Below are 20,411 nucleotides of genomic sequence, written 5' to 3'. Positions count from 1 at the left end.
CTGAGCGCCAGGACGGCTGACGAGCGTCACAAGGAGAACCGCATGTCCATCAGAAACCTCGACTGGTCGCCACTGGACCGGCACTCGGACCCGATCCACACCGACCTCGACGTGGTGAGCGGCGCGCAGACGCGCTACCAGCACATCGCCGACACCATCGACGACGCGATCACCAAGCTCCAGCGGATCGTCGACACCGACAGCGACAGCCTGGCGGGCCAGTACGTGGAGGGCCTGAGGTCCGAGGCGACCAGCGTCAAGGACAGCCTCACCAAGGCCGCGGTGCGCTACCACGACGTCGCCGCGGAGATCAAGAAGTACGAGCCCGACCTCGAACAGGGGCTGAACGAGACGGCCGCCGCGCGCACCGACGCCGAAGAGGCCAAGAACGACCAGACCAAGGCGCACGCCATGCCCGACCCGCAGAAGCAGTCGGACGGCACCACCACCCCCGAGGAGCAGCAGAAGGGCTCCGACAAGGACAAGGCGACCGCCGACGCGGACGGGAAGCTGGCGGCGGCCAAGACGCGGCTGACCAACGCGATGGACGCGCTGAACGTCGCGGGCAAGCGCTTCGGCGACGCGGTCAACTGCAAGAAGTACGACGACGGCCTGACCGACTCCTGGAAGGACAAGCTCGACGCCGTCATGGCCAAGATCAGCCAGATCTTCGCCATCATCGGCATGATCCTCGGAGTCCTCGCGATCCTCATCCCCGGTGTGAACGCGCTGATCATCGCGGGAGTGGTGGCAGGCGCGATCACCCTGGTCGCCAACATCGTGCTGTACGCGCACGGCAAGGGCAGCCTGGTCGACGTGATCCTCGGGGCGGTCGGTCTCGGCCTCGCGGGCATCGGCGCCATCGCCTCGCTGGCCGCCAAGGGCCTGGCCAACGCGGCCAAGACGCTCGGCCAGCTGGCCGGCCGGCCCCGCCCGGTGACGACCAACCCCCCGCAACTGCACTGGGGCCCCGGTGCGCCGATCGAGCTGACCCCGATGGGGCCCGCGGCGGGCGCGGGCACCCGCACCGGGCCGAGCGTGATCGGCGGGGTGAACACCGTGCCCGGCGACTTCGTCATGCCGATCAACCCGGCCACCGGCTGGACGAACATGTCGGACTGGTTCAACAACCCCGCCACCAACTGGCTGTTGGGCAAATTCGGGGCCATCACCCCCGAACTGGGCTTCTGGGAGTCGGCGGGACTGCAGTTCAAGGGCGCCGGCGCGATGTGGGGAAAGCTGTTCACCGATCCGCTGAACTTCGCCAAGGACTGGGCGGGCGTCATCGGCGGTCTGAGCGGCTTCCGCGACCTGTCGGCCGTCATGGCGGCCATCGGCGGCAAGATCTCCCCGCTCTGGTACGTCTGGGGCGGCCTCAACGGCGCCTTCGGCATGGGCGGTCTGATCTACACCGGCGGACGCCTGGTCGGCTGGATTCCCGCGGTCAACCCGCCCGGTGTGGCCGCCTCATGACCAGGGGAGACGACATGAGCGACGACCTGGCCGCGCCGGACGGACTGCCCTGGCACTGGGAATGGGTGCCCGACATCCGGCCGGACGACGAGGAGTACGCGGCCTGGACCGCGCACATCGTGGCGCTCTTCGCCGACTGGACGTCCGGGGGCCTGGACGCGGCGCGGCTGGCCTGGCCCGCCGAGGCGGGCGTCGAATTCCCCTTCACGTCCGACATGGTGGGGCAGGGCGCCGCCGCATGGCTGCTGCACCGGGCGGGCCAACTGCCCGCGTGGTCCCGGCTCGCCTGGGGCGCGGCGTTCGTGCAGGGCAGCGCGCGCTGGGCGCCGGTCCCGGTGGTGGTGGAATTCCGCCGCCCCCGGGAGGAGGACCCCAACTACCTGATGGAGGTCGTCGGCGCCTCCGGCCGCGACGGCGACGCACGACAGCCGACGATCGACTACGTGACGACCCCGATCGGTGACGGAGTGCAGGTCTTCGCCCTCGGACGGACCCCGGAGGGCGCGGCGTTCGGACGCGCCGAAGCCGCGATGCGCCTGGACGTGCCGCCGGTCGGCGGCGCCGCGAGCGTCAGCTCCGACGTCGTACTGACCACGGTCGTCTTCGAGATGGGGCTGATGGCGCTGATCAGCGCGGGCGTCGAGCAGTTGATGCAGCAGATCGCCCACGACTGCGCGCCTCCGGCCGACGGGGGCCCGGCCAGGCTCGGGTTCGCCACCACCACCGAGGGGAGCCAGCGGTGATCGACTTCGAACTCGTCCTGCCCGACGGCTGGGTGCAGATTCCGACCACGCCCGACACGACCGCGCTGCGCCGCAGGACCGTCGACGCGGTGATCCGCCACCATGTGCCGGACTCGCTGCCGCGCGACTCGGCGGGCCCGTGGCGGCGGATGCTGCGCAGGGAGCTGACGGAGGCGACGGAGGAGGCCGCGCGGCAGAACGCCCGCTCGGTGCTGCTCCCGCTCCAGGAGTTCAGCGGCGTCCGGCTGCCCGGATCGATGCTGGTGACGGTCCTGGAGAGCCAGGACGAGACCGAGGACCCGGAGAAGCTGCTGGCCTCCCTCCTCGCCGACGCCGGGGCCGACGGCACCTATCTGGAGATCGGCGGAGCCCCGGCGGTACGGGTCGCCTCGGTGGTGGACAGCAGCCGGGTCGGCCGCAAGGCGCCGTCCTGGCGGGTCTCGTACTACGTCTCGAACCCCGACGCGCCCGGCACCTGGGGGCTGCTGACCTTCACCGTGCTGACCGACGGCGACATCGACGCGGAACCCGTACAGGCCGTCGTGCTGCTCTTCGACATGATCGTCACGACTCTGCGCTGGGCGAACCGCGTCGACGTCCCCACCCAGGACGAGGTGCTGGCCCAACTGGCCGAGATGGACCGGCCCGCACCGGATCAGCAGCCGACCGGCTCGTCGGCCTCCGCGCGGAGCGAGCCGTCGGCCGACGCCTCCGGCGCGTGAACCGAACGCGAAGAAAGTATGAAGCGGCCCCGGCCACGCTGGTCGTATGACAGTCGTCGCCACTTCCGCGCCGATCAGCCCGACCCGGGTGCGGATCGCCATCGTGAGCCCGGACATCCTCGCCCAGATCCGCCAGGTCTTCGCCCGTAAGAACCTCGACGTGGAATTCCTGCGGATGCCCTACGTCGAGGTCGCCGTCGCCCCCGCCGCCGCGCCCGCGGTCCCGCGGGCCGAACAGGACCCGCGCCGGCTGTGCGCGGAGTACCGGCTGAGCGCGGTCGCGGTGGAGAGCCTGCCGCCCGCGGGGCAACCGGCCCTGGAGGTACGGCCGCACGCGCCCGCGGCCCCCGAGGACACCGCCCCCGAGGACACGGCCCCGGCCCTGTCCCGCCGTCAGCACGAAGTGATGGCCCTGGTCTCCCGAGGCGCGCGCAACGCCGAGATCGCCGCGCGCCTGCACGTGAGCGAGAAGACCGTGAAGAACCACATCAACCGGATCTTCAGGTCGCTGGGTGCCGAGAGCCGGGTCGAGGCGGTGCTGATCTGGCAGCGGGGACAGCGCGGACCGTGGGACGGTACCGACCGGCGCGCGGTCCTGGCTGCTCGGCCGGAGCTTCCTGCGGTCCCGCGTCCAGAGCGCGCAGGAACTCCGTGACGTCGCCGACCTCCTCCGCGCCCAGCTCCCTCAGGCGCGACAGCGCCCGGTCCGCGAGGGCGCGGGCGGAGTCCGGTTCCGCCCTGGCCCGCTTCACCTTGGCGAGACCGAACAGCGTCAGCGCCTCGTGGTAGTGGTCGCCGCTCGACTCGCACAGCGTCAACGCCTCCTGGAAGTACCGCAGCGCCTTCTCGTCGTGGGCGAGCCCGTACTCGGCGCCGCCCAGATTGATCAGGATGTTGGCCTCCAGCAGGACGTTCCCGCAGCGCCGTGACACCGCGAGGCCGAAGGTGCCGTACCAGAGCGAGTCCTCGAACTCGCCCAGCTCGGCGTGGAGTTCGCACAGCACGTCCAGGCAGCCCGCCTCGTAGTACTCGTGGCCGCTGTGGCGCGCCAGGTCCAGGGCCTGACTGGCGTAGGACAGCGCGGCCCGGTACTCCTTGGCCTCACGGAGCGTGGAGGCCAGATTCCCCAGCAGGCTGGTGCGCAGGACGTCGTCGCCCAGATCCTCCAACAGCCGCAGACCGCGCCGCTGTTCGTGCACCGCGGCCTCGTTGTCCCCCAACCGGGAGTAGGCCACGCCCAGATGGTTGAGCAGCACCGCCTGGGCCCGCCGGTCCTCGACCATCTCGGTGCTGCGCACCCCGAGCCGCAGCACCTCGACCCAGTCCTTGGTCTGCCCGGCCGCGTAGAAGTAGTCGAAGAGCAGATAGGCCAACTGCCACGCCTCGTCGTGGCAGCCGATGCGCTGCGCGGTGCGCAGGAGCGGGGAGATGTTGTCCCACTCCTGCACGCACCAGGTCACCAACTCCTTCTGGTCGGCGAAGCGCAGCGGCGCGTGCGGGGCCACCGGGTCGAGGGTGAAGGGGAGTTTGACCGCGTTGGACTTGTAGTCCTGCGTGAGGGTCCGCACATACCAGTGCAGCACCCTGCGCAGCGCCCCCTTGCGGGACTCGGCGCTCTCGCCGTCGCCGGAGACCTCCTCGGCGTAGATACGGGTCAGGTCGTGCATCCAGTAGCCGTTGCCGGTGGTCTCCATCAGGTGCTGCGCGGCGAGATTGCGCAGCGCGGCGGCGGCCACCGGCGCCGGGACGTCCAGCAGCGCGGTGGCCGCCTCCGCGCGGATGCTCACCCCGGGGAACAGCCCCAGCGTGCGGAAGGCGTGCGCCGCCCGCGCGTCCAGCCGGGCGTAGGACCAGGAGAGCACGCCGCGCACCGAGTACAGCTCGTCGTCCGGGATCTGGAGCGCGTCGAGCCGGTACCGCACGTCCTCCAACTCGGCCGCCAGGTCGGCGATCCGCACCTGGGACGACCCGGAGGTCACCTGCTCCGAGGCGATCCGCAGGGCCAGCGGCAGGCGGTCGCACAGCTCGGCCAGCCGCCGGGCCGCGGGCAGTTCGGCGCCGACCCGCGCGTCCCCGATCGAGGTGCGCAGCATGCTCAGCGACTCGTCGGCGGTGAGCGGGGAGAGCGTCTCGCGGTGCGCCGAGTACCGCACCGCGAGGCCGCTGAGCCGGTTGCGGCTGGTCACGACGACGAAGGACGGGCCGTCGCCCGGCAGCAGGTCCTCGACCTGGTCGGCCGACTCGGCGTTGTCCAGCACGATGAGCATGCGCTTGTCCCGGACGATGCTGCGCCACAGCGCGACCCGCTCCTCCTGGTCGGTCGGGACCGTCCCCGCGTGCGAGGAGGCGAGCAGGTGGTGCAGGGCGTCGGCGGGGGAGCGGGCCGGGCGCTTGGGGTCGAAGCCGCGCAGGTTCACATACAACTGGCCGTCCGGGTACGCGTCGGCCAGCAGGTGGGCGCACCGCACCGCCAGCGCCGTCTTGCCCACGCCCCCGACCCCGACGACCATCACGATCCGCGGCGGCGCGGCCTCGCCCCCGCCGTCGGGCGCGGCGTCCCGCGCCGCGTCCAGCACCCGGCGCACCGCGTCCTCCCGGCCGATGAAGTCGGCGACCTCGCGCGGCAGTTGCGCGGGGCGCACCGGGGCCGCGGCGGGAGCGGGGGCGGCGGGCGCGGTGTCCGCACCGGCGCCGTCGGCCAGCAACGACGCGTACAGCGCCCGCAGTTCGGCCGACGGGTCGATGCCCAGATCCTCGGCGAGGAGCTTGCGCAGATCGTGATAGCGGGCGAGCGCGTCGGCGGTCCTGCCGCTGCGGCTCAGGGCCGTGATCAGCAGGGCGCGCAGCCGCTCGTCGTAGGGATGGTCGGCCACGTGGAGCGCCAACCGGTCGGCCGCGGCGGCGGGTTGGGCCAGTTCCAGAAGCAGTTCGGCGTGCTCCACCACCAGCCGTAACCGAAGGTCGGCCGCCCAGGCGCGGTGCTCCGCGCCGAACGGTCCCGGCAGACCGCCGAGCGCCGTGCCCGAGCGCCACAGGGCCAGCGCCTCCTCGAAGACGGTGACCGCGGCGGCCGGTTCCCGCCCGGCGGCCAGGGACCTGGCCCGCGCCGCCAGCCGCCCGGCCACCGTGACGTCGAGGCCGTCGGGGTCGAGCAGCAGCGAGTAACCCGCCGCCGAACTCGTCAGCGGCTCACCGAGACCGTCCAGCGCCCGGCGCAGACCGGACACGTAGGTGTGCAGGCTGCCGACGGCCGTGGTCGGGGGCGACTCGCCCCACACCCCGTCGATCAGACGGTCGCGCGAGACGACCGCGTTCCCGCTCAGCGCGAGGACGGCGAAGACCGCGCGCTGCTTCGGCGGGCCGAGAGCGAGTTCCCGTCCCGCCGCGTACGCGCGCAGCGGCCCGAGCGTCTCAACCCTCAGACGACCGTTGTCCATCACGGAACTCCCAGGAGGCGGTGCCCCGGCCCCGCACGGCACGCGCGCGCGGTTCCACGACTGCGATTCACGTCGTGGTTTCCTCCGCGTCGCATCGTCGCAACCGCACTATAGGCCGCGCCAACACCGTCCGACAGCCCGCACTCCGGCAGCACTGACGCCCCAGGCGTCCCACCGGGCGCGCCGGTGCGCGGGCCGCGGCGGACGCGCGCCCGGCGGTGGCCGAAACGTCATGGAAACCGGGGGTTGACGTGGCCGTGAGCCCGCTCTAACGTTCAGGCAGTTTATTTATCCAGTAAAGAAAGAGTGCGAATGAACGGGTCGTCGGGCGAGGATCTCACCAGCACCGCCGTGCTGGCACTGCTGGGCAGGGCAGGGCCGATGTCGCGGGCCGCGCTCGCGCGGGACCTCGGGATGAGTCCGGCGACGCTGACCCAGGTGACGCGGCGGCTGCTGACGCAAGGAGTGATCGAAGAGCTCGACCGGCAGGAGCCCTCCCGGGGCGGCCGTCGCGGTCGGCTGATCGGTCTGGTCGGCAGCGCCGGCCGGGCGCTGGGCGTCAAGGTGGCCGTCGACCACGTCGCGCTGGTCGACATGCGGCTGGACGGACGGGTCACCGAGACCATGACGGTCCCCTTCGACGCCACGGCGCTGGAGGCGGTGCCCGCGATCGCCGAACTCCTGCGTCCGTTCACCGAGTCCGCGCAGGGGGTGCCCCCGCTGCTGGGGATAGGAGTGGGCGTGCCCGGCACCGTCGACCGCCCGGACAGCGGGGTCGTGGACGCGGCGATGCTGAACTGGGAGAACGTGCCGCTCGGCACCATGCTCGGCGCCTCCTTGGGGCTCGCCGTCCTGGTGGAGAACGACGTCAACGCCCTGGGCAGCGGTGAGCGCCTGTACGGGCGGGGACGCAGTCTCAACGACTTCCTGGTGGTCACCATCGGCCGCGGCATCGGCCTGGCCGTCGTCGCGGGCGGCCATGTCTACCGGGGCGCCCACGGGGGCGCCGGAGACTTCGGCCACGTCCCGGTCGATCCGGACGGGCCGCCGTGCACCTGCGGGAATCGCGGCTGCCTGGAAGCCCTGATCAGCGATGACGTCCTGCTCCGTACGGCACACTCGGCCGGCGTCCTCGGCGAGGGCGCCACGCCCGCCGACCTCGCGGACCTCGCGAACGGCTCGGGCGGCGCCAACGGCTCGGGCGGCGCCAACGACTCGGGCGGCGCCGATGACCGTACGGCGATGGCGCGTCGCATCCTGCGCGAGGCCGGACAGCTCCTGGGCCGCCAACTGGCGGGACTCGCCACGCTCCTGGACCCGCAGGAGATCGTGGTCATGGGGGAGGGGACCCGCTCCTGGCCCTGGTGGGAACCGGGCGTCCGGGAGGCGTTCGAACGCCACGCACCCCGCCGCGCCCGGGAACTGGCGATCACCGTCGAGCCGTACACGGACACCATCTGGGCGCAGGGCGCCGCCGCCCTGGTGCTCGCCGCGTCCCTGGACGGCGGCGTCGGCAGCGTCGATCCGCGCCGACGGATCCACGGCCTCGGCGGCGCGGCGGTCGAACGGAGCGCCAGATGACCATCGGCCCCCTATCCGTACGCCCTGGCCGGGGACCGGTGTCCGCCCCGGCGTCCGTCCCGGCGGCCGCCGCCGCCCGACGGCGGAAGTGGCGCAACCGCGGCGCGGTGCTTTTCTTCCTGGCACCGAGCGCCGTCCCGCTGCTGCTGTTCACCTTCGCGCCGATGGTCTCCTCGCTGTGGATCAGCCTCCACTCCTGGGACCTGATCTCCCCGATGCGCTGGGTCGGATTCGCCAACTACCGCCACCTGCTGGGCGACGGCGACACCCGGGTCGCTTTCCTGCACACCGTGTACTTCATCGCCGGCTACCTCCCGCTGGTGTACGTGGGCGGCCTGGTCCTGGCGCTCGCCCTCAACCGCCGCATGCGGGGCCGCGGCGTCCTGCGGTCGGTCTACTTCCTGCCGGTCATCACCAGTTGGGTGATGGTCTCGCTGACCTGGAAGTGGATCCTCAGCCCCGACGGGGGACTGCTCAACCGGGTCCTGGGCGGCGTGGGCCTGCCCACCCCCGACTGGTGGGCCTCACCGACCTGGGCGCTGCCTTCGGTGATCCTCGCCTCGGCGTGGAAGGACCTCGGCTTCGTCATGGTCATCCTGCTGGCAGGGCTCCAGGCGATCCCGCGGGAGCTGTACGAAGCGGCCACCATCGACGGAGCGAACGCCTGGCAGCGGTTCCGGCGCATCACGCTTCCGCTGCTCTCGCCCTCCACCTACTTCGTCGTCCTCATCTCCCTGATCAACGGCTTCCAGGTGTTCGACCAGGTCTTCGTGATGACCGGCGGCGGCCCCGCCGGGTCCTCGCGCACCGTCGTCGAGGAGGTCTACGACCTGTCCTTCCGGTACGGGCAGGTCGGCGGCGGCTCGGCGCTGTCCTGGCTGCTCTTCGCCGTGATGATGGCCGTCACCGCGGTCATGACCCGAGTCCAGCGGCGGTGGGTGACCCATGCCTGAACTGACCACGACCCCCGCCCGACAGCCCGCGCCCGCGGCGGACCTCCCTCGCGTCCCGCCGTCCCGTACCGCGGACCGGGGCCCGCGCACGAGCACCCGCCGACGGCTGCGGGCCGCCGGCGTCACCGCCCTGGTCGTCCTCGGGGCGGCCGGAATGCTCTTCCCGTTCCTGTGGGTGCTGATCACCTCGCTGCAACCGCACGGCAGCGGGATCTCCGCCCCCTCCCTGATACCCGACACCGTCAGCGCGGACGGCTACCGCAGCCTCTTCCGCGCGATGCCCTTCACCCGGGTCGCCGTCAACAGCCTCTGCCTGGCCCTGGTCTCGACGGTCGTGCAGCTGATCACCAGCTCCATGGCCGCGTACGCCTTCTCCCGGCTGCGCTTCCGCGGCAGGGGCCTGGTCTTCGCCCTCTACCTCGCCACCATGATGATCCCGCTCCAGGTCCTGATCGTCCCGCTCTTCGCGGAGATGAAGGCCCTGAATCTGGTCGACACCTACTTCGCCCTGCTCGCCCCGACCCTCGCCTCGGGCTTCGGAGTCTTCCTGCTGCGCCAGGCCATGGACGCCGTACCCCGCGAACTGGACGAGGCGGCCCGGCTGGACGGCGCGGGCCACCTGCGGATCTTCGGCTCTGTGGTGCTGCCGCTGGTACGCCCGTCGCTCGCGACCTTCTCCGTCTTCGCCTTCATGGCCAGCTGGAACAGCCTCCTGTGGCCGCTGGTCATCATCCGCTCGCCGGAGTTCAAGACCCTCCCGCTGGCACTGGCCGACCTCCAGGGCCAGTTCGGCACCCAGTGGAACGTGGTGATGGCCGGATCGGTCCTCAGCACCCTCCCGATCATGGCCATCTACCTCTTCGCCCAGAAACACGTGGTCCAGAGCGTCGCCCAGTCGGGCCTGAAGTAGCCGGCCGCCCGAGCGGCCCCGCCCCCCGGCGCACCTCCCGAACACCCTCCCACTCGCCACCACCCCGAGGAATCCGCCATGCGCACCCGCCACATCACCCTCGCCACCGGTCTCGCGGCACTGGCCCTGACCAGCGCCTGCTCCCAGGGCTCCGCCACCAGAACGACCTCGGACAACGGCGTGACCACCGTCCGCTACATGACGTTCTCCTCCGCCCCCGACCACACCAAGGACCTCGACACGATCGTCGCCGCGTTCGAGAAGCAGAACCCCACCATCAAGATCCAGGTCCAGGCCGTCCCCTACGCCAACTACGCCACGACGCTCCAGACCTCGATCGCCGGCGGCACCGCGCCCGACACCTTCGAACTCGACCAGCAGAGCCTGGTCACCTACGCCTCCTCCGGCGCCCTGCTCGACCTGACGGACCCCGCCGCCGAGGAACCGGCCTACAAGGCGTCGGCGTACGCCCCGGCCAACCTCGAAGCGGCACAGTACAAGGGCAAGCAGTACGCGCTGCCGGAGTCCTTCTCCACCGTGGTCCTCATCTACAACAAGGACCTCTTCGCCAAGGCCGGCGTCCCCGTCCCCACCGCGGAGTGGACCTGGAAGGACGAGCAGGCCGCCGCGCTCAAGCTCACCGACCGCGCCAAGGGCGTATGGGGCGACTACCAGCCCATCAGCTTCAACGAGTTCACCAAGGCCCTCGACCAGGCGGGCGGCTCCTTCTTCTCCGCCGACGGCGCGAGAGCGACCTTCGACAGCCCACAGGGCGTCGCCGCCGCGAGATGGCTGATCGGCAAGAACAACCGGACGATGCCCGACGCCGCGAAGAGCGCGAGCACCCCCGACTTCGACACCAACCTCTTCAAGGCCGGCAAGCTCGCCATGTGGCACAACGGCAACTGGCAGTTCAGCGCCCTGAAGGACGTCCCCTTCGGCTGGGACGTGGCCGTCGAACCCGGTGACGCCCACAAGGCCAGCGCGGTCTTCCAGAACTCCGTCGCCGTCTCCAAGGCCACCGCGCACTCCGGCGCGGCCTTCAAGTGGCTGAACTACCTGACCACGTCCGACATCACCGCGAAGACCCGCGTCGACTCCTCCTGGGAGCTCCCGCCGCTGTCCGACACCGGCAAGGTCGCCGGATACCTCACCGCGGGCAAGCCGGCCAACCGCCAGGCCGTCTTCGACTCCCTGAAGAACCAGGCCGCCTCGCCCGTCATCGCCAAGCAGCAGCAGATGCAGGACATCATCAACAACGCCCTCACCAACGCCGCCGCCGGCCGGACGGACGTCGCCAAGGCGCTGTCGCAGGCGGCCGCGCAGGTCACCGGCCTGCTGAAGTGAGACTTCGGGCGCCCGCGGGAGACCTGACACTCACGCGGGCGCCCGAACCCCCGCTCCCCGCACCCCTCCGCCACACCCGGCGACACCCGTATCGCCCGCTTAGGAGACACCAGCCTTGTCCACCTCCACGACGCAGTCACCCGGCCACGCGCGCCTCGCCCGCCGCAGCCTGGAGGTGATCACCGCCCACCAGGCGGCCTCCGGGGCGTACCCGGCCTGCCCCGGCTACGAGGTCTACCGCTACTCCTGGTTCCGCGACGGCTCGTTCGTCGCGGAGGCCGCCTCACGGTACGGCGCGACCGGTTCCGCCGACGCCTTCCACCGGTGGTGCGCCAAGGTGATCACGGACCGCGCCTCCCGTATCGAGCGGATCATCGCCGTACGGGCGGCGGGAGGACAGCCCGCCGAGGCCGATCTGCTGCCCACCCGGTACACCCTGGACGGCGCGGACACCGGGGACGTCGGCTGGTGGGATTTCCAGACCGACGGCTACGGCACCTGGCTGTGGGCGCTCACCGAGCACCTGCGCCGGCACGGCGGCGACCCCGCCCCCTACCGCGAGGCGATCCGCCTCACCGTCGGCTACCTCGCCGCGACCTGGGACCTGCCCTGCTACGACTGGTGGGAGGAGTCCAAGGAGCACCGGCACGGGGCCACGCTCGGCGCCATCCGCGGCGGCCTCGCGGCAGTCGGCGCGGCAGGGCTCGACACGGCGGGGCGCTGCGGACCCACGGTCACCCGGATCGACACCCTCGTCCGCGGACAGGGCCTGTACGGCGGCGGCCTGGCGAAGTGGCTGGGCGGGGCGGCGGTGGACGCGAGCCTGCTGGCCTGCCTGACCCCGTTCGGCTCCGTGGACCCGGCGGGACCGGTCGCGCGCGCGACGCTCGCCGCGATCGAGCGCGACCTGGTGGAGCCCGAAGGCGGCGTGCACCGCTACCTCCAGGACGTCTTCTACGGCGGCGGCCAGTGGCCCGTGCTCGCCGGGCTGCTCGGGTGGCACTACGCACGCGTCGGCCGTACCGGCGACGCCCTGCGCGAGCTGGAGTGGATCGCCTCGCGGTCCACCGCCGACGGACTGCTGCCGGAACAGGCCCCGGGCGTACGCCTGCTGGCGCCGGAACACCTCGCGGAGTGGGAGGAGCGGTGGGGGCCGAACGCCACCCCGCTGCTCTGGTCCCACGCCATGTACCTCATCCTCGCCCATGAACTCGGAGTCTCCGTATGATCCGCCACCGTCCGCACGGCTCGGGCCACCCCTACGAGCCGACCGACGACCAGCGCGTGCCCGTGATCCCGTCGGCGGGTGAGCCGTTCGAGGTACGCGCCTCCACCGGAGCCGATGTCGAGGCCGTGGTGTGCGAGTGGGACGCCGGTGACGGCGTCACCGCGCTGACCGCCGCCGTCGAAGGCGGCACCGACCCGGCCGGTGACAACGGCGGAGACTCGGACAGTCACCTCGCGGCGGCCGCGAGCGGGCGCGGCGACCGTACCCGCTGGGTCGTCCGCCCCGCCCCGCTCGCCGAGGGCACGGCCGCCCGCTACCGCTTCGTGGCCAGGCACCGCGACGGCCGCACCCGTGCCACGTCCTGGCACACCGTCGCCCCCGCGGTGTGGCGCGAGGGGGCCGCGCTGCTGCGGGTCACCGCGGACACCGGCCGCCTGGTCGAGGGGTCCGCCTCCAGGCTTGTGGCCGCCGACGGCGCGGTGCTGCGGGTCCGCTTCGCGCTGCGGCTGGCGCCCGACGCGCATGTGGTCGGCTTCGGCGAGCGCTACAACGCCGTCGACCAACGCGGACACACCCTGGACGCCCAGGTCTTCGAGCAGTACAAGGGGCAGGGCTTCACCACCCGTACGTACCTGCCCATGCCGTTCGCGATGGTGCTCGGCGGGGACGGCGCGGACAACTGGGCCTTCCACGTCCGCACTTCGCGACGCACCTGGTACGACATCGCGGCGAGCGACCCGGACCTGCTGTGGATCGAGGCGCAGACCCCGCCGGACGGCGCGGTCGAGACGGTCTGCTTCGGCGGCGCGCCCCACGAGTTGCTGTCCGCCTTCCTCGACGAGGCCGGACGCCCCGAGGAACTGCCCGACTGGGTCTTCCGCCTGTGGGCCAGCGGCAACGAATGGAACACCCAGCAAAGGGTGATGGCCGAGATGGACCGCCACCGCGACGAGGACATCCCGGTCGGAGCGCTGGTCATCGAGGCGTGGAGCGACGAGGCGACCTTCACCGCCTTCCGGGACGCGCGGTACCCGGTCACGGAGGACGGCGCTCCGCACCGCCTGGCCGACTTCACCTTCCCGCCGGACGGCGCCTGGCCCGACCCCAAGGGCATGGTCGACGAGCTGCACAGCCGCGACATCAAGGTGCTGCTCTGGCAGATCCCGCTGATGAAGACGCGCCCGGCGCCGCGCGGCCAGGCCGCCGCCGACGCCCGCGCGATGATCGAGCACGGGTACACCGTCATGGAGGAGGGCGGCACGCGACCCTACCGCAACCGCGGCTGGTGGTTCCCCCAGGCGCTGATGCCGGACCTGACCCACCCCAAGGCACGCCAGTGGTGGCTCGCCAAGCGCCGCTATCTGGTGGAGGAGGTCGGCGTCGACGGCTTCAAGACCGACGGCGGCGAACACGCCTGGGGCGACGACCTGCGGTACGACGACGGCACGACGGGCGCGCTGACCAACAATCTGTTCACCGTCGAATACCCGCGCGCGTACGGCGAGTTGCTGCGGGAGTGCGGCAAGGCGCCGGTCACCTTCAGCCGTGCCGGGTTCACCGGCTCGCAGAACGCGGGCGTCTTCTGGGCGGGCGACGAGGACTCCACCTGGGACGCCTACCGGCACTCCCTCACCGCCGGCATCACCGCCTCGGCCTGCGGCATCGTCTACTGGGGCTGGGACATCGCCGGGTTCTCCGGGGACGTCCCGGACGCCGAGCTGTACGTCAGGGCCCTCGCGGCGTCCTGCTTCATGCCGATCATGCAGTACCACTCGGAGTACAACCACCACCGGCTGCCGCTGCGCGACCGTACGCCGTGGAACATCGCGGACCGCTCCGGCGACCCGCGCGTGCTGGAGATCTCCCGGACGTACACCCACCTGCGCGAGCGGCTGGTGCCGTACCTGGCGCAGGAGACCCGCACCGGTCTGGTACAGGGGAAGCCGCTGATGCGCGGGCTGTTCTTCGACGATCCCCGGGACCGGCGCATCTGGGACTTCCCCGACCAGTTCCGGCTCGGCTCCGCGCTCCTGGTCGCCCCGGTCACCGAGCCGGGCGCCACCGGCCGTGAGGTCTATCTGCCGCACGGCGACTGGGTCGACGTCTGGACCGGGCGGACCCACACCGGCGGCCGGGTCGTCGAACGGGCCGCGCCGCTGGACCTCATCCCCGTGTACGCGACCGCCGACCGGTGGGCCGATCTGGAACCGGTCTTCACGACCGGCGGCTGACCGACGCCGCAGAACGGTGGCGCACCCGACGCCTGACCCGGCTCCGGCCGAGCGGCGTCCGGGCAGGCGTCAGGGCGGCGCCCTCCGTCTCATCCGAGCGTCCGCGGCCGTCCCACGATCGCGCGCACCGTCTCCGTCGGCACCTTCGGCTCGCGGTCCGCCGTGAGCAGGCCGTTGGTCTCCTGGAGGGTGTCGGTCAACTGGGTGTAGCAGAAGCCGGCCAGGCCGGAGTCGACGGCGGCGGTCACCAGGGCGTCGAGGCGCGCGGTGAAGTCCTCCTCGGTGGCCACCGTGTCGTACCCGAACCAGTTCTCGCCGTCGGCCGGTTCGAAGGTGGCGCCGCCGAATTCGCTCAGCACCACCGGCTGGCCCTGGTGGCGTACGCCCTCCAGGGTGAGCCGTTTGCCCGCGGGCCACCGCTCGGTGAACGCGCCCTGGCGCAGGGCCGCGTGGCCGTAGCGGTCGGCCAGGACCGAGGCGTGCTGGGTGTAGTCGTGGACGCCCCAGATGTCGGCCGCCGACAGCTCCCAGCCGTCGTTGGAGACGGCGGGCCGGGTCGGGTCGAGCGCCTTCGTCAGGTGGTACAGCGCGTCCATGAAGTGCCGCTGCTCCGGCACCAGCGCCGGATTCGGCACCGACCAGGACTCGTTGACCGGAACCCAGGCGACGATCGCGGGATGGCTGAGGTCCCGGCGGATCGCCTCGGTCCACTCGTGCGCCACCCGCTCCACGGTCGGCGCGCCGAACACGTAGGCCGACGGCATCTCCTCCCAGAGCAGCAGGCCGAGCCGGTCGGCCCAGTACAGGAACCGCGGATCCTCGATCTTCTGGTGGATCCGCAGCCCGTTGAGCCCCAGTTCCTTGGCGAGTTCCACGTCCCGGCGCAGCGCCTCCCCGGGCGCGGCGAGGTGGGACTCGGGCCAGTAGCCCTGCTGGAGCGCCATGCGCAGGAAGTACGGCCGGTGGTTGAGCAAAAAGACGCCGTCGTCCCAGCCGAGGTCGCGCAGGCCCAGGTAGGAGGAGACCTGGTCGAGGCGGGTCCCGTCGGCGGGGTCGGTGACCGTCACGGCGGCGTCCACCAGGTGCGGCTTCTCCGGGCGCCACAGCAGGTCGTCGAGGTCCTGACCGTGCCGCAGCGCGGGGACGGAGATGTCGAAGGCGGTCTCCTGGCCCTCGGTCCGGATCCGCTGCTCGGCCAGCACCCGCTCGCCGACGGTGAGGCGGACCGTGAGGTCGCGCGGGCCGCGCGGCCAGCGGCTGAGGCGGACCCGGCAGCCGACCCGGGCGTGGGCGACGTCGGGCAGCCAGTGCAGGACGGTGACGTGCTCCTCGGGGACCTCTTCGAGCCACACCGGCTGCCAGATCCCGGTGGTGCGCTCGTACCAGATGACGTGCGGGTCGCGCCGCCAGTCCTGCTTGCCCCGTGGCTGCGCCGCGTCCAGCGGCTGGTCCTCCGCGCGGACCACGAGCACATGCTCGCCGTCGCCGTCGAGAACGTCCGTCAGGTCGCAGGTGAACCCGGTGTGCCCGCCCTCGTGCCGCCCTGCCGGCCGCCCGTCCAGCCACACCTCGGCGCGGTAGTCCACCGCGCCGAAGTGCAGCAGCAGGCGGCCGGAGGCGGGCCGGCGCAGATCGAGGGAGCGGCGGTACCAGACCACCGGGTGGTGGCCGGTGTCGTGGACGCCGGACGCCTTGGACTCGGGCGGGTACGGGACGGTGATCGTCGTGGTGAAGGGCTCGGTGACCGCCGGGTCCATCCAGCGCTCGGCGCGCCCGGTGTCGGCGTCGTCGTGGGCGAAGAGCCAGGGGCCGCACAGGTCGTGCCAGTCGGGGTCGCGGACCAGTTGCGGCCGGGGGTGACCGGCCGCGTCGAGGTGTGTGTGGGGCATGGGGGAGTGCTCCGGAGGTGAGTCTTGACGGATGGCGGGACGCGGGCGGCGGGCGGGTGCGCCGGTCAGCGGTCGTACGGGTCGGCGGGGCGCCGCAGGTCCACGGCGGTCGCGGCGAACGCCAACGGGCCGGGCAGCAGCGGCAGGAGGACGGGCATGGCCCACAGCAGCAGCGCCGCCAGGACGACGGCTCCGGCCAGCAGGGCGGTGCCGCGCGGGTCGGCCAGGGAACGTGCCAGGGCCTCCCGGCCCGAGAGCCGGTGCGGTCCGTCCAGGGCGACCGCGCGCAGGCCGACGGCCGCCGCGCCGAGGGCGAGCAGCATCAGGACCGGCGCCATGAGGGCCGCGCCGGGCAGCCCGGAGCGCAGCAGTTCCTCGTCGAGCAGGAACAGCACGGCGAACGCGGGCGGCACCAGGCCCTTGAGCAGCGCGGGCAGGGTCAGCCGGGCTCGCACCTCGGCCGCCAGGTCGCCGAGCCGGACCTGCACGCCGTTCGCCGCGGTCCGGCGGAATACGGCGCAGGCGGCGGAGAGCGCCGCCGGGGCGGTGACCATCGGCAGGCAGGCCACGGCGGTGACCACGCCCACCAGCAGCATGTCGGCGAAGAGGGTGAAGCCGGAGCCGAACACCTCGCCCGGCTCGCGGTGGGCCCGGCGGGAAACGACGGGTGGGTGACTCATCGGTCCTCCTCAGCTCTTCAGTCCCGAGGTGGCCATGCCCTGCACCAAATAGCGCTGGAACACGAGGAAGAACAGCACGATGGGCAGCACGGAGATCACCGACATGGCGAACATGGGCCCGTAGGCGGAGGTGCTCGACTGGTCGACGAAGCTCCGCAGCGCCAGCGTGATAGTGGCCTTCTCCGGCGAGAGCAGGTAGATCATCTGGGCGAAGAAGTCGTTCCAGGACCAGATGAACGAGAAGATCGCGGTGGTGATCAGCGCGGGCCGGCTCAGCGGCAGGACGATGTGGAAGAACGAGCGGAACGGGCCGCAGCCGTCGATCCTGGCCGCTTCCTCCAGGTCCCTGGGCAGATTGCGCATGAACTGCACGATGAGGAAGACGAAGAACGCGTCCACCGCGAGGAATTTGGGCAGGATGAGCGGCCAGTAGGTGTTCATCATGCCGAGCTTGTTGAAGATGATGTACTGCGGGATCAGCACCACGTGCTGCGGCAGCATCAGCGTGGCCACGGTGAAGGCGAACATCGGGCCGCGCATCCGGAACCGCAGCCGCGCGAAGGCGTACGCGGCCAGCGAGCAGGACGTCACCGTGCCGATCACCGAACCGAGGCCGATCAGCATGCTGTTGCCGAGCAGCCGGGTCACCGAGACGCCCGAGACGCCGTCGAGCGCGGTGGTGTAGTTGCTCCACTCGAAGTGCCGGGGCCACAGATCGACGCTGGTCACCACCTCGTCGGCGGGCTTGACGGACGTCACCAGCAGCCAGAGCAGCGGGTAGACCAGGGCGAGCAGCGCGATCAGGGCGACCGTGTGGGGCAGCCGGCGGCGCAGGGTCAGATTCATCGTTCCGCCTCGTCCGCGTAGAACACCCAGGACCGGGAGGTCTTGAACAGCACCGCGGTGACGGCCGCGATGGCGAGCAGCATCAGCCAGGCCATGGCCGAGGCGTAGCCCATGTGCGAGGCGGTGAAGCCGCGCTCGTACAGATAGAGCGTGTAGAAGAGCGTCGAGTCGGCCGGTCCGCCGTTGCCGCCGCTGACGACGAAGGCGGGCGTGAAGACCTGGAAGGACTGGATCACTTCGAGCACCAGGTTGAAGAAGACCACCGGCGAGAGCATCGGCACCGTGACGGACACGAACTGCCGCCAGGCGCCCGCCCCGTCGAGCGCCGCCGCCTCGTACAGCTCCGGCGAGATCTGCTGGAGACCGGCCAGGAAGATGACCATGGGGGCGCCGAACTGCCAGACCGTCAGCAGCACCACGACGTAGGTCGCCAGATGCGGATTGCCGACCCAGCCGCCGATGTGGATGCCGAGGGTGCCGAGGACGTTGTCGATCGTGCCGCCGTCGTTGAACAGCGCCCGGAACACCAGCGCGATCGACATGCTCGCGCCGAGCAGGGACGGGGCGTAGAACGCCGACCGGTAGAAGCCCCGGCCCCGGCTGCTGAGCCGCTTGAGCAGCATCGCGGCGCCCAGCGCGAGGGCCAGCTTGAGCGGGACGGCGATCACCACGTACTTCAGGGTGGTCAGGACCGATCGCCAGAACCGCGGGTCGGCGGTCAGCATCTCCGAGTAGTTGCGCAGGCCCACCCAGTGCGGGGTGGAGAGCATGTCGTAACTGGTGAAGGAGAGATAGAGGGAGACCGCCATCGGCACCAGGGTCACCGCGACCGCGCCGATCATCCACGGGGTGAGGAACACATACGCGGGCCAGCGCGCCTCCCGGCCGCGGCGGGTGCGCCGGTCCGGTCCCGGCGTGTCCTCGGCCCGCCCGGCGGCCTCGGCCGCCTCGATCCGCGCGACGCTCATGACTCCAACTCCTGCTTCGCCTGGACGACCAGCTCATGGGCCGCCTTCGCGGGCGACGCCAGGCCGAACTCCACCCGCTGGTACTCGCGGACGAAGGCGCTCTGGATCGCGACGTCACCTTTGGGAGGTGCGGACGGCGGCGGCCGCACGCCGTACTTCTGCATCACCTCGTCGAACTGCCAGACCTTCAACTCCGGTCCTGTCAGCTTGCTGTTCACCTCGGCGGCGATCTTCCGATTGGGCGGCTGGGAGCGGGTGACGCCCAGGATGTCGCCCGCCTGCGGGTCGTTGAGGAGGAAGTTCATCAACTGGGCCGCTTCCTGCGGGTGTTTCGAGTGGGCGCCGATGCCGATCAGCATCGTCGGCTTGAAGTACGACCCCGCCTTGCCGTCGATGGTGGGCACCGGCGCGAAGCGCATCGCGTGCCCGGTCGGGCTGGTGAAGCCGGTGAAGGTCGCGTCCCAGGAGTAGTCCATGGCGTCCAGACCGCGGCTGAAGGCGCTGATGCCCGTCGCGTCGGCCTGCGCGCTGTCCTTGGCCGAGACCACCGCCCCCGCCTTCTGGAGTTCGTGGAAGAAGGTCCAGAAGTCGGCGAGGTCCTTCTCGGTGTAGCCGAGCTCGGTGGGGCTCGCGTAGAGCTGCTTGCCGTGGCTGCGCAACCAGTCCTCGAAGACGTCCTCGTTGCTCCCGCCGTCGTTGCCGCCCGCCACGGTCCGCCCGTCGGGGGACTTCAGCTTCAGCCCGGCGATCCTCGCACTGGCGTCGGCCCAGTCCTGCCAGGTCCACGAGGGCTGCGGCGCCGGGACACCGGCGGTGTCGAAGACGTCGGCGTCGTAGACGTAACCGGTGATCCCGCGGCCCATCGGCAGCGCGTACTGCTTTCCCGCCAGGTAGCCGGTGCGCACCAAGGACGTGTCCATCTCGGCGGTGTCGAGGGTGCCGTCCTTGACGTACCGGTCCAGGGGGAGCAGCGCGCCGCCGGTGGAGAACTGGGAGATCTGGCGGTAGTCGAGCTGCGCCAGGTCCGGTATCCCGCCGCCCGCGGCCTGGGTGGACAGCCGCTGCTTGTAGGAGCCGAAGTCGGCGTTGGACATCTGGACGCTGATGTCCGGGTGCGCCTTCTCGAACAGGCGCACCGCCTTCTCGGTACGGGCCTGGCGTTCGTCGTTGCCCCACCAGGAGAAGGTGAGGGTGAGGTGACCGCCCGAGGCGCCGGAGGCGCCGCAGGAGGTGAGCGCGGCCAGCAGAACGGTGCTGCAACCGGCGGCGACCGCCGTGGCGACCGCTCGGCGGCGGAGGAACCGACGCCGGCCGCTTCGGGGCTCGGGCATGGTGGCCTTTCCGGGGTGGGTGGGTGGGTGGGTGGAGCGGTGGCACGAGGCGCCCGCCACCGCACGGGGGCT

Annotated in this window: 15 protein-coding genes and 1 pseudogene; 10 read left to right on the top strand and 6 right to left on the bottom strand. The window is 71.7% G+C overall.

The genetic code is table 11. From position 1 onward, the window contains the following. Positions 1-42: 42 nt before the first annotated feature. The 4 genes and pseudogenes from ACIOC1_RS16145 to ACIOC1_RS16130 all read left to right on the top strand — a co-directional run. Entirely contained in the window at positions 43-1,473 is a 1,431-nt protein-coding gene (locus ACIOC1_RS16145) for a hypothetical protein (protein ID WP_401854779.1), read from the top strand. A gap of 14 nt (positions 1,474-1,487) precedes the next feature. Continuing rightward, complete coding sequence (locus ACIOC1_RS16140) at positions 1,488-2,216, top strand: hypothetical protein (RefSeq protein WP_401854776.1); 729 nt, start codon at positions 1,488-1,490, stop codon at positions 2,214-2,216. After that, a complete protein-coding gene (locus ACIOC1_RS16135; protein WP_401307989.1) occupies positions 2,213-2,938 on the top strand; it encodes a hypothetical protein in 726 nt (241 codons plus the stop codon). Before ACIOC1_RS16140 ends, ACIOC1_RS16135 begins: the two co-directional genes overlap by 4 nt. Before the next feature lie 46 nt (positions 2,939-2,984). Then, positions 2,985-3,419, top strand: a pseudogene (locus ACIOC1_RS16130) (LuxR C-terminal-related transcriptional regulator); the annotation flags it as partial. Between the two features lie 19 nt (positions 3,420-3,438). Here ACIOC1_RS16130 and ACIOC1_RS16125 read toward each other — a convergent pair. Further along, positions 3,439-6,375: a BTAD domain-containing putative transcriptional regulator gene (locus ACIOC1_RS16125; RefSeq protein ID WP_401854773.1), complete on the bottom strand. Its 2,937-nt coding sequence runs from the start codon at positions 6,373-6,375 to the stop codon at positions 3,439-3,441. Between the two features lie 312 nt (positions 6,376-6,687). On the opposite strand from ACIOC1_RS16125, the gene ACIOC1_RS16120 reads away from it, so the two are divergent. From ACIOC1_RS16120 to ACIOC1_RS16095, 6 genes are all read left to right on the top strand, one after another. After that, positions 6,688-7,956: an ROK family protein gene (locus ACIOC1_RS16120; RefSeq protein WP_401854771.1), complete on the top strand. Its 1,269-nt coding sequence runs from the start codon at positions 6,688-6,690 to the stop codon at positions 7,954-7,956. Then, the gene (locus ACIOC1_RS16115; protein WP_355335531.1) at positions 7,953-8,909 is read left to right on the top strand and encodes a sugar ABC transporter permease; all 957 of its coding nucleotides are present in this window, start codon (positions 7,953-7,955) and stop codon (positions 8,907-8,909) included. Before ACIOC1_RS16120 ends, ACIOC1_RS16115 begins: the two co-directional genes overlap by 4 nt. Further along, entirely contained in the window at positions 8,902-9,819 is a 918-nt protein-coding gene (locus ACIOC1_RS16110) for an ABC transporter permease subunit (RefSeq protein ID WP_391162881.1), read from the top strand. The genes ACIOC1_RS16115 and ACIOC1_RS16110 overlap by 8 nt, the downstream gene beginning before the upstream one ends. A 78-nt stretch (positions 9,820-9,897) precedes the next feature. Next, positions 9,898-11,166 carry an ABC transporter substrate-binding protein gene (locus ACIOC1_RS16105; RefSeq protein WP_401854767.1) on the top strand — a complete coding sequence of 423 codons (1,269 nt, stop codon included), beginning with the start codon at positions 9,898-9,900 and terminating at the stop codon, positions 11,164-11,166. A 115-nt stretch (positions 11,167-11,281) separates the two neighbouring features. After that, the gene (locus ACIOC1_RS16100) at positions 11,282-12,394 is read left to right on the top strand and encodes a glycoside hydrolase family 15 protein (RefSeq protein ID WP_401854765.1); all 1,113 of its coding nucleotides are present in this window, start codon (positions 11,282-11,284) and stop codon (positions 12,392-12,394) included. Then, complete coding sequence (locus tag ACIOC1_RS16095; RefSeq protein WP_401854762.1) at positions 12,391-14,625, top strand: TIM-barrel domain-containing protein; 2,235 nt, start codon at positions 12,391-12,393, stop codon at positions 14,623-14,625. The genes ACIOC1_RS16100 and ACIOC1_RS16095 overlap by 4 nt, the downstream gene beginning before the upstream one ends. A gap of 89 nt (positions 14,626-14,714) precedes the next feature. Here ACIOC1_RS16095 and ACIOC1_RS16090 read toward each other — a convergent pair whose 3' ends face one another. The 5 genes from ACIOC1_RS16090 to ACIOC1_RS16070 all read right to left on the bottom strand — a co-directional run bounded on the left by ACIOC1_RS16090 (position 14,715) and on the right by ACIOC1_RS16070 (position 20,339). After that, positions 14,715-16,514: a glycoside hydrolase family 2 protein gene (locus ACIOC1_RS16090; protein ID WP_401854760.1), complete on the bottom strand. Its 1,800-nt coding sequence runs from the start codon at positions 16,512-16,514 to the stop codon at positions 14,715-14,717. 65 nt (positions 16,515-16,579) lie between these two features. Beyond that, positions 16,580-17,194, bottom strand: coding sequence for a hypothetical protein (locus tag ACIOC1_RS16085; protein ID WP_401854758.1), 615 nt, complete (start codon positions 17,192-17,194; stop codon positions 16,580-16,582). Between the two features lie 9 nt (positions 17,195-17,203). Then, complete coding sequence (locus tag ACIOC1_RS16080; RefSeq protein WP_401854756.1) at positions 17,204-18,040, bottom strand: carbohydrate ABC transporter permease; 837 nt, start codon at positions 18,038-18,040, stop codon at positions 17,204-17,206. After that, entirely contained in the window at positions 18,037-19,008 is a 972-nt protein-coding gene (locus tag ACIOC1_RS16075; RefSeq protein WP_401719934.1) for a carbohydrate ABC transporter permease, read from the bottom strand. The genes ACIOC1_RS16080 and ACIOC1_RS16075 overlap by 4 nt, the downstream gene beginning before the upstream one ends. Further along, positions 19,005-20,339: an ABC transporter substrate-binding protein gene (locus tag ACIOC1_RS16070; protein ID WP_401719937.1), complete on the bottom strand. Its 1,335-nt coding sequence runs from the start codon at positions 20,337-20,339 to the stop codon at positions 19,005-19,007. Before ACIOC1_RS16070 ends, ACIOC1_RS16075 begins: the two co-directional genes overlap by 4 nt. Between the last annotated feature and the right edge of the window lie 72 nt (positions 20,340-20,411).

Origin of the sequence: Streptomyces sp. NPDC088197 (genome assembly GCF_044741185.1) — a bacterium.
Lineage (GTDB): Bacteria > Actinomycetota > Actinomycetes > Streptomycetales > Streptomycetaceae > Actinacidiphila.
The sequence above is the reverse complement of the archived record's forward strand: the minus strand, read 5'-3'. Positions and strand labels throughout refer to the sequence as shown.

Bases quoted from the DNA above. Each gene is read 5' to 3' on its own strand.
- ACIOC1_RS16145 (WP_401854779.1), top strand. From the start codon at position 43: ATGTCCATCAGAAACCTCGACTGGTCGCCACTGGACCGGCACTCGGAC.
- ACIOC1_RS16140 (WP_401854776.1), top strand. From the start codon at position 1,488: ATGAGCGACGACCTGGCCGCGCCGGACGGACTGCCCTGGCACTGGGAA.
- ACIOC1_RS16125 (WP_401854773.1), bottom strand. From the start codon at position 6,375: ATGGACAACGGTCGTCTGAGGGTTGAGACGCTCGGGCCGCTGCGCGCG.
- ACIOC1_RS16120 (WP_401854771.1), top strand. From the start codon at position 6,688: ATGAACGGGTCGTCGGGCGAGGATCTCACCAGCACCGCCGTGCTGGCA.
- ACIOC1_RS16115 (WP_355335531.1), top strand. From the start codon at position 7,953: ATGACCATCGGCCCCCTATCCGTACGCCCTGGCCGGGGACCGGTGTCC.
- ACIOC1_RS16110 (WP_391162881.1), top strand. From the start codon at position 8,902: ATGCCTGAACTGACCACGACCCCCGCCCGACAGCCCGCGCCCGCGGCG.
- ACIOC1_RS16105 (WP_401854767.1), top strand. From the start codon at position 9,898: ATGCGCACCCGCCACATCACCCTCGCCACCGGTCTCGCGGCACTGGCC.
- ACIOC1_RS16095 (WP_401854762.1), top strand. From the start codon at position 12,391: ATGATCCGCCACCGTCCGCACGGCTCGGGCCACCCCTACGAGCCGACC.
- ACIOC1_RS16090 (WP_401854760.1), bottom strand. From the start codon at position 16,514: ATGCCCCACACACACCTCGACGCGGCCGGTCACCCCCGGCCGCAACTG.
- ACIOC1_RS16085 (WP_401854758.1), bottom strand. From the start codon at position 17,194: ATGAGTCACCCACCCGTCGTTTCCCGCCGGGCCCACCGCGAGCCGGGC.
- ACIOC1_RS16080 (WP_401854756.1), bottom strand. From the start codon at position 18,040: ATGAATCTGACCCTGCGCCGCCGGCTGCCCCACACGGTCGCCCTGATC.
- ACIOC1_RS16075 (WP_401719934.1), bottom strand. From the start codon at position 19,008: ATGAGCGTCGCGCGGATCGAGGCGGCCGAGGCCGCCGGGCGGGCCGAG.
- ACIOC1_RS16070 (WP_401719937.1), bottom strand. From the start codon at position 20,339: ATGCCCGAGCCCCGAAGCGGCCGGCGTCGGTTCCTCCGCCGCCGAGCG.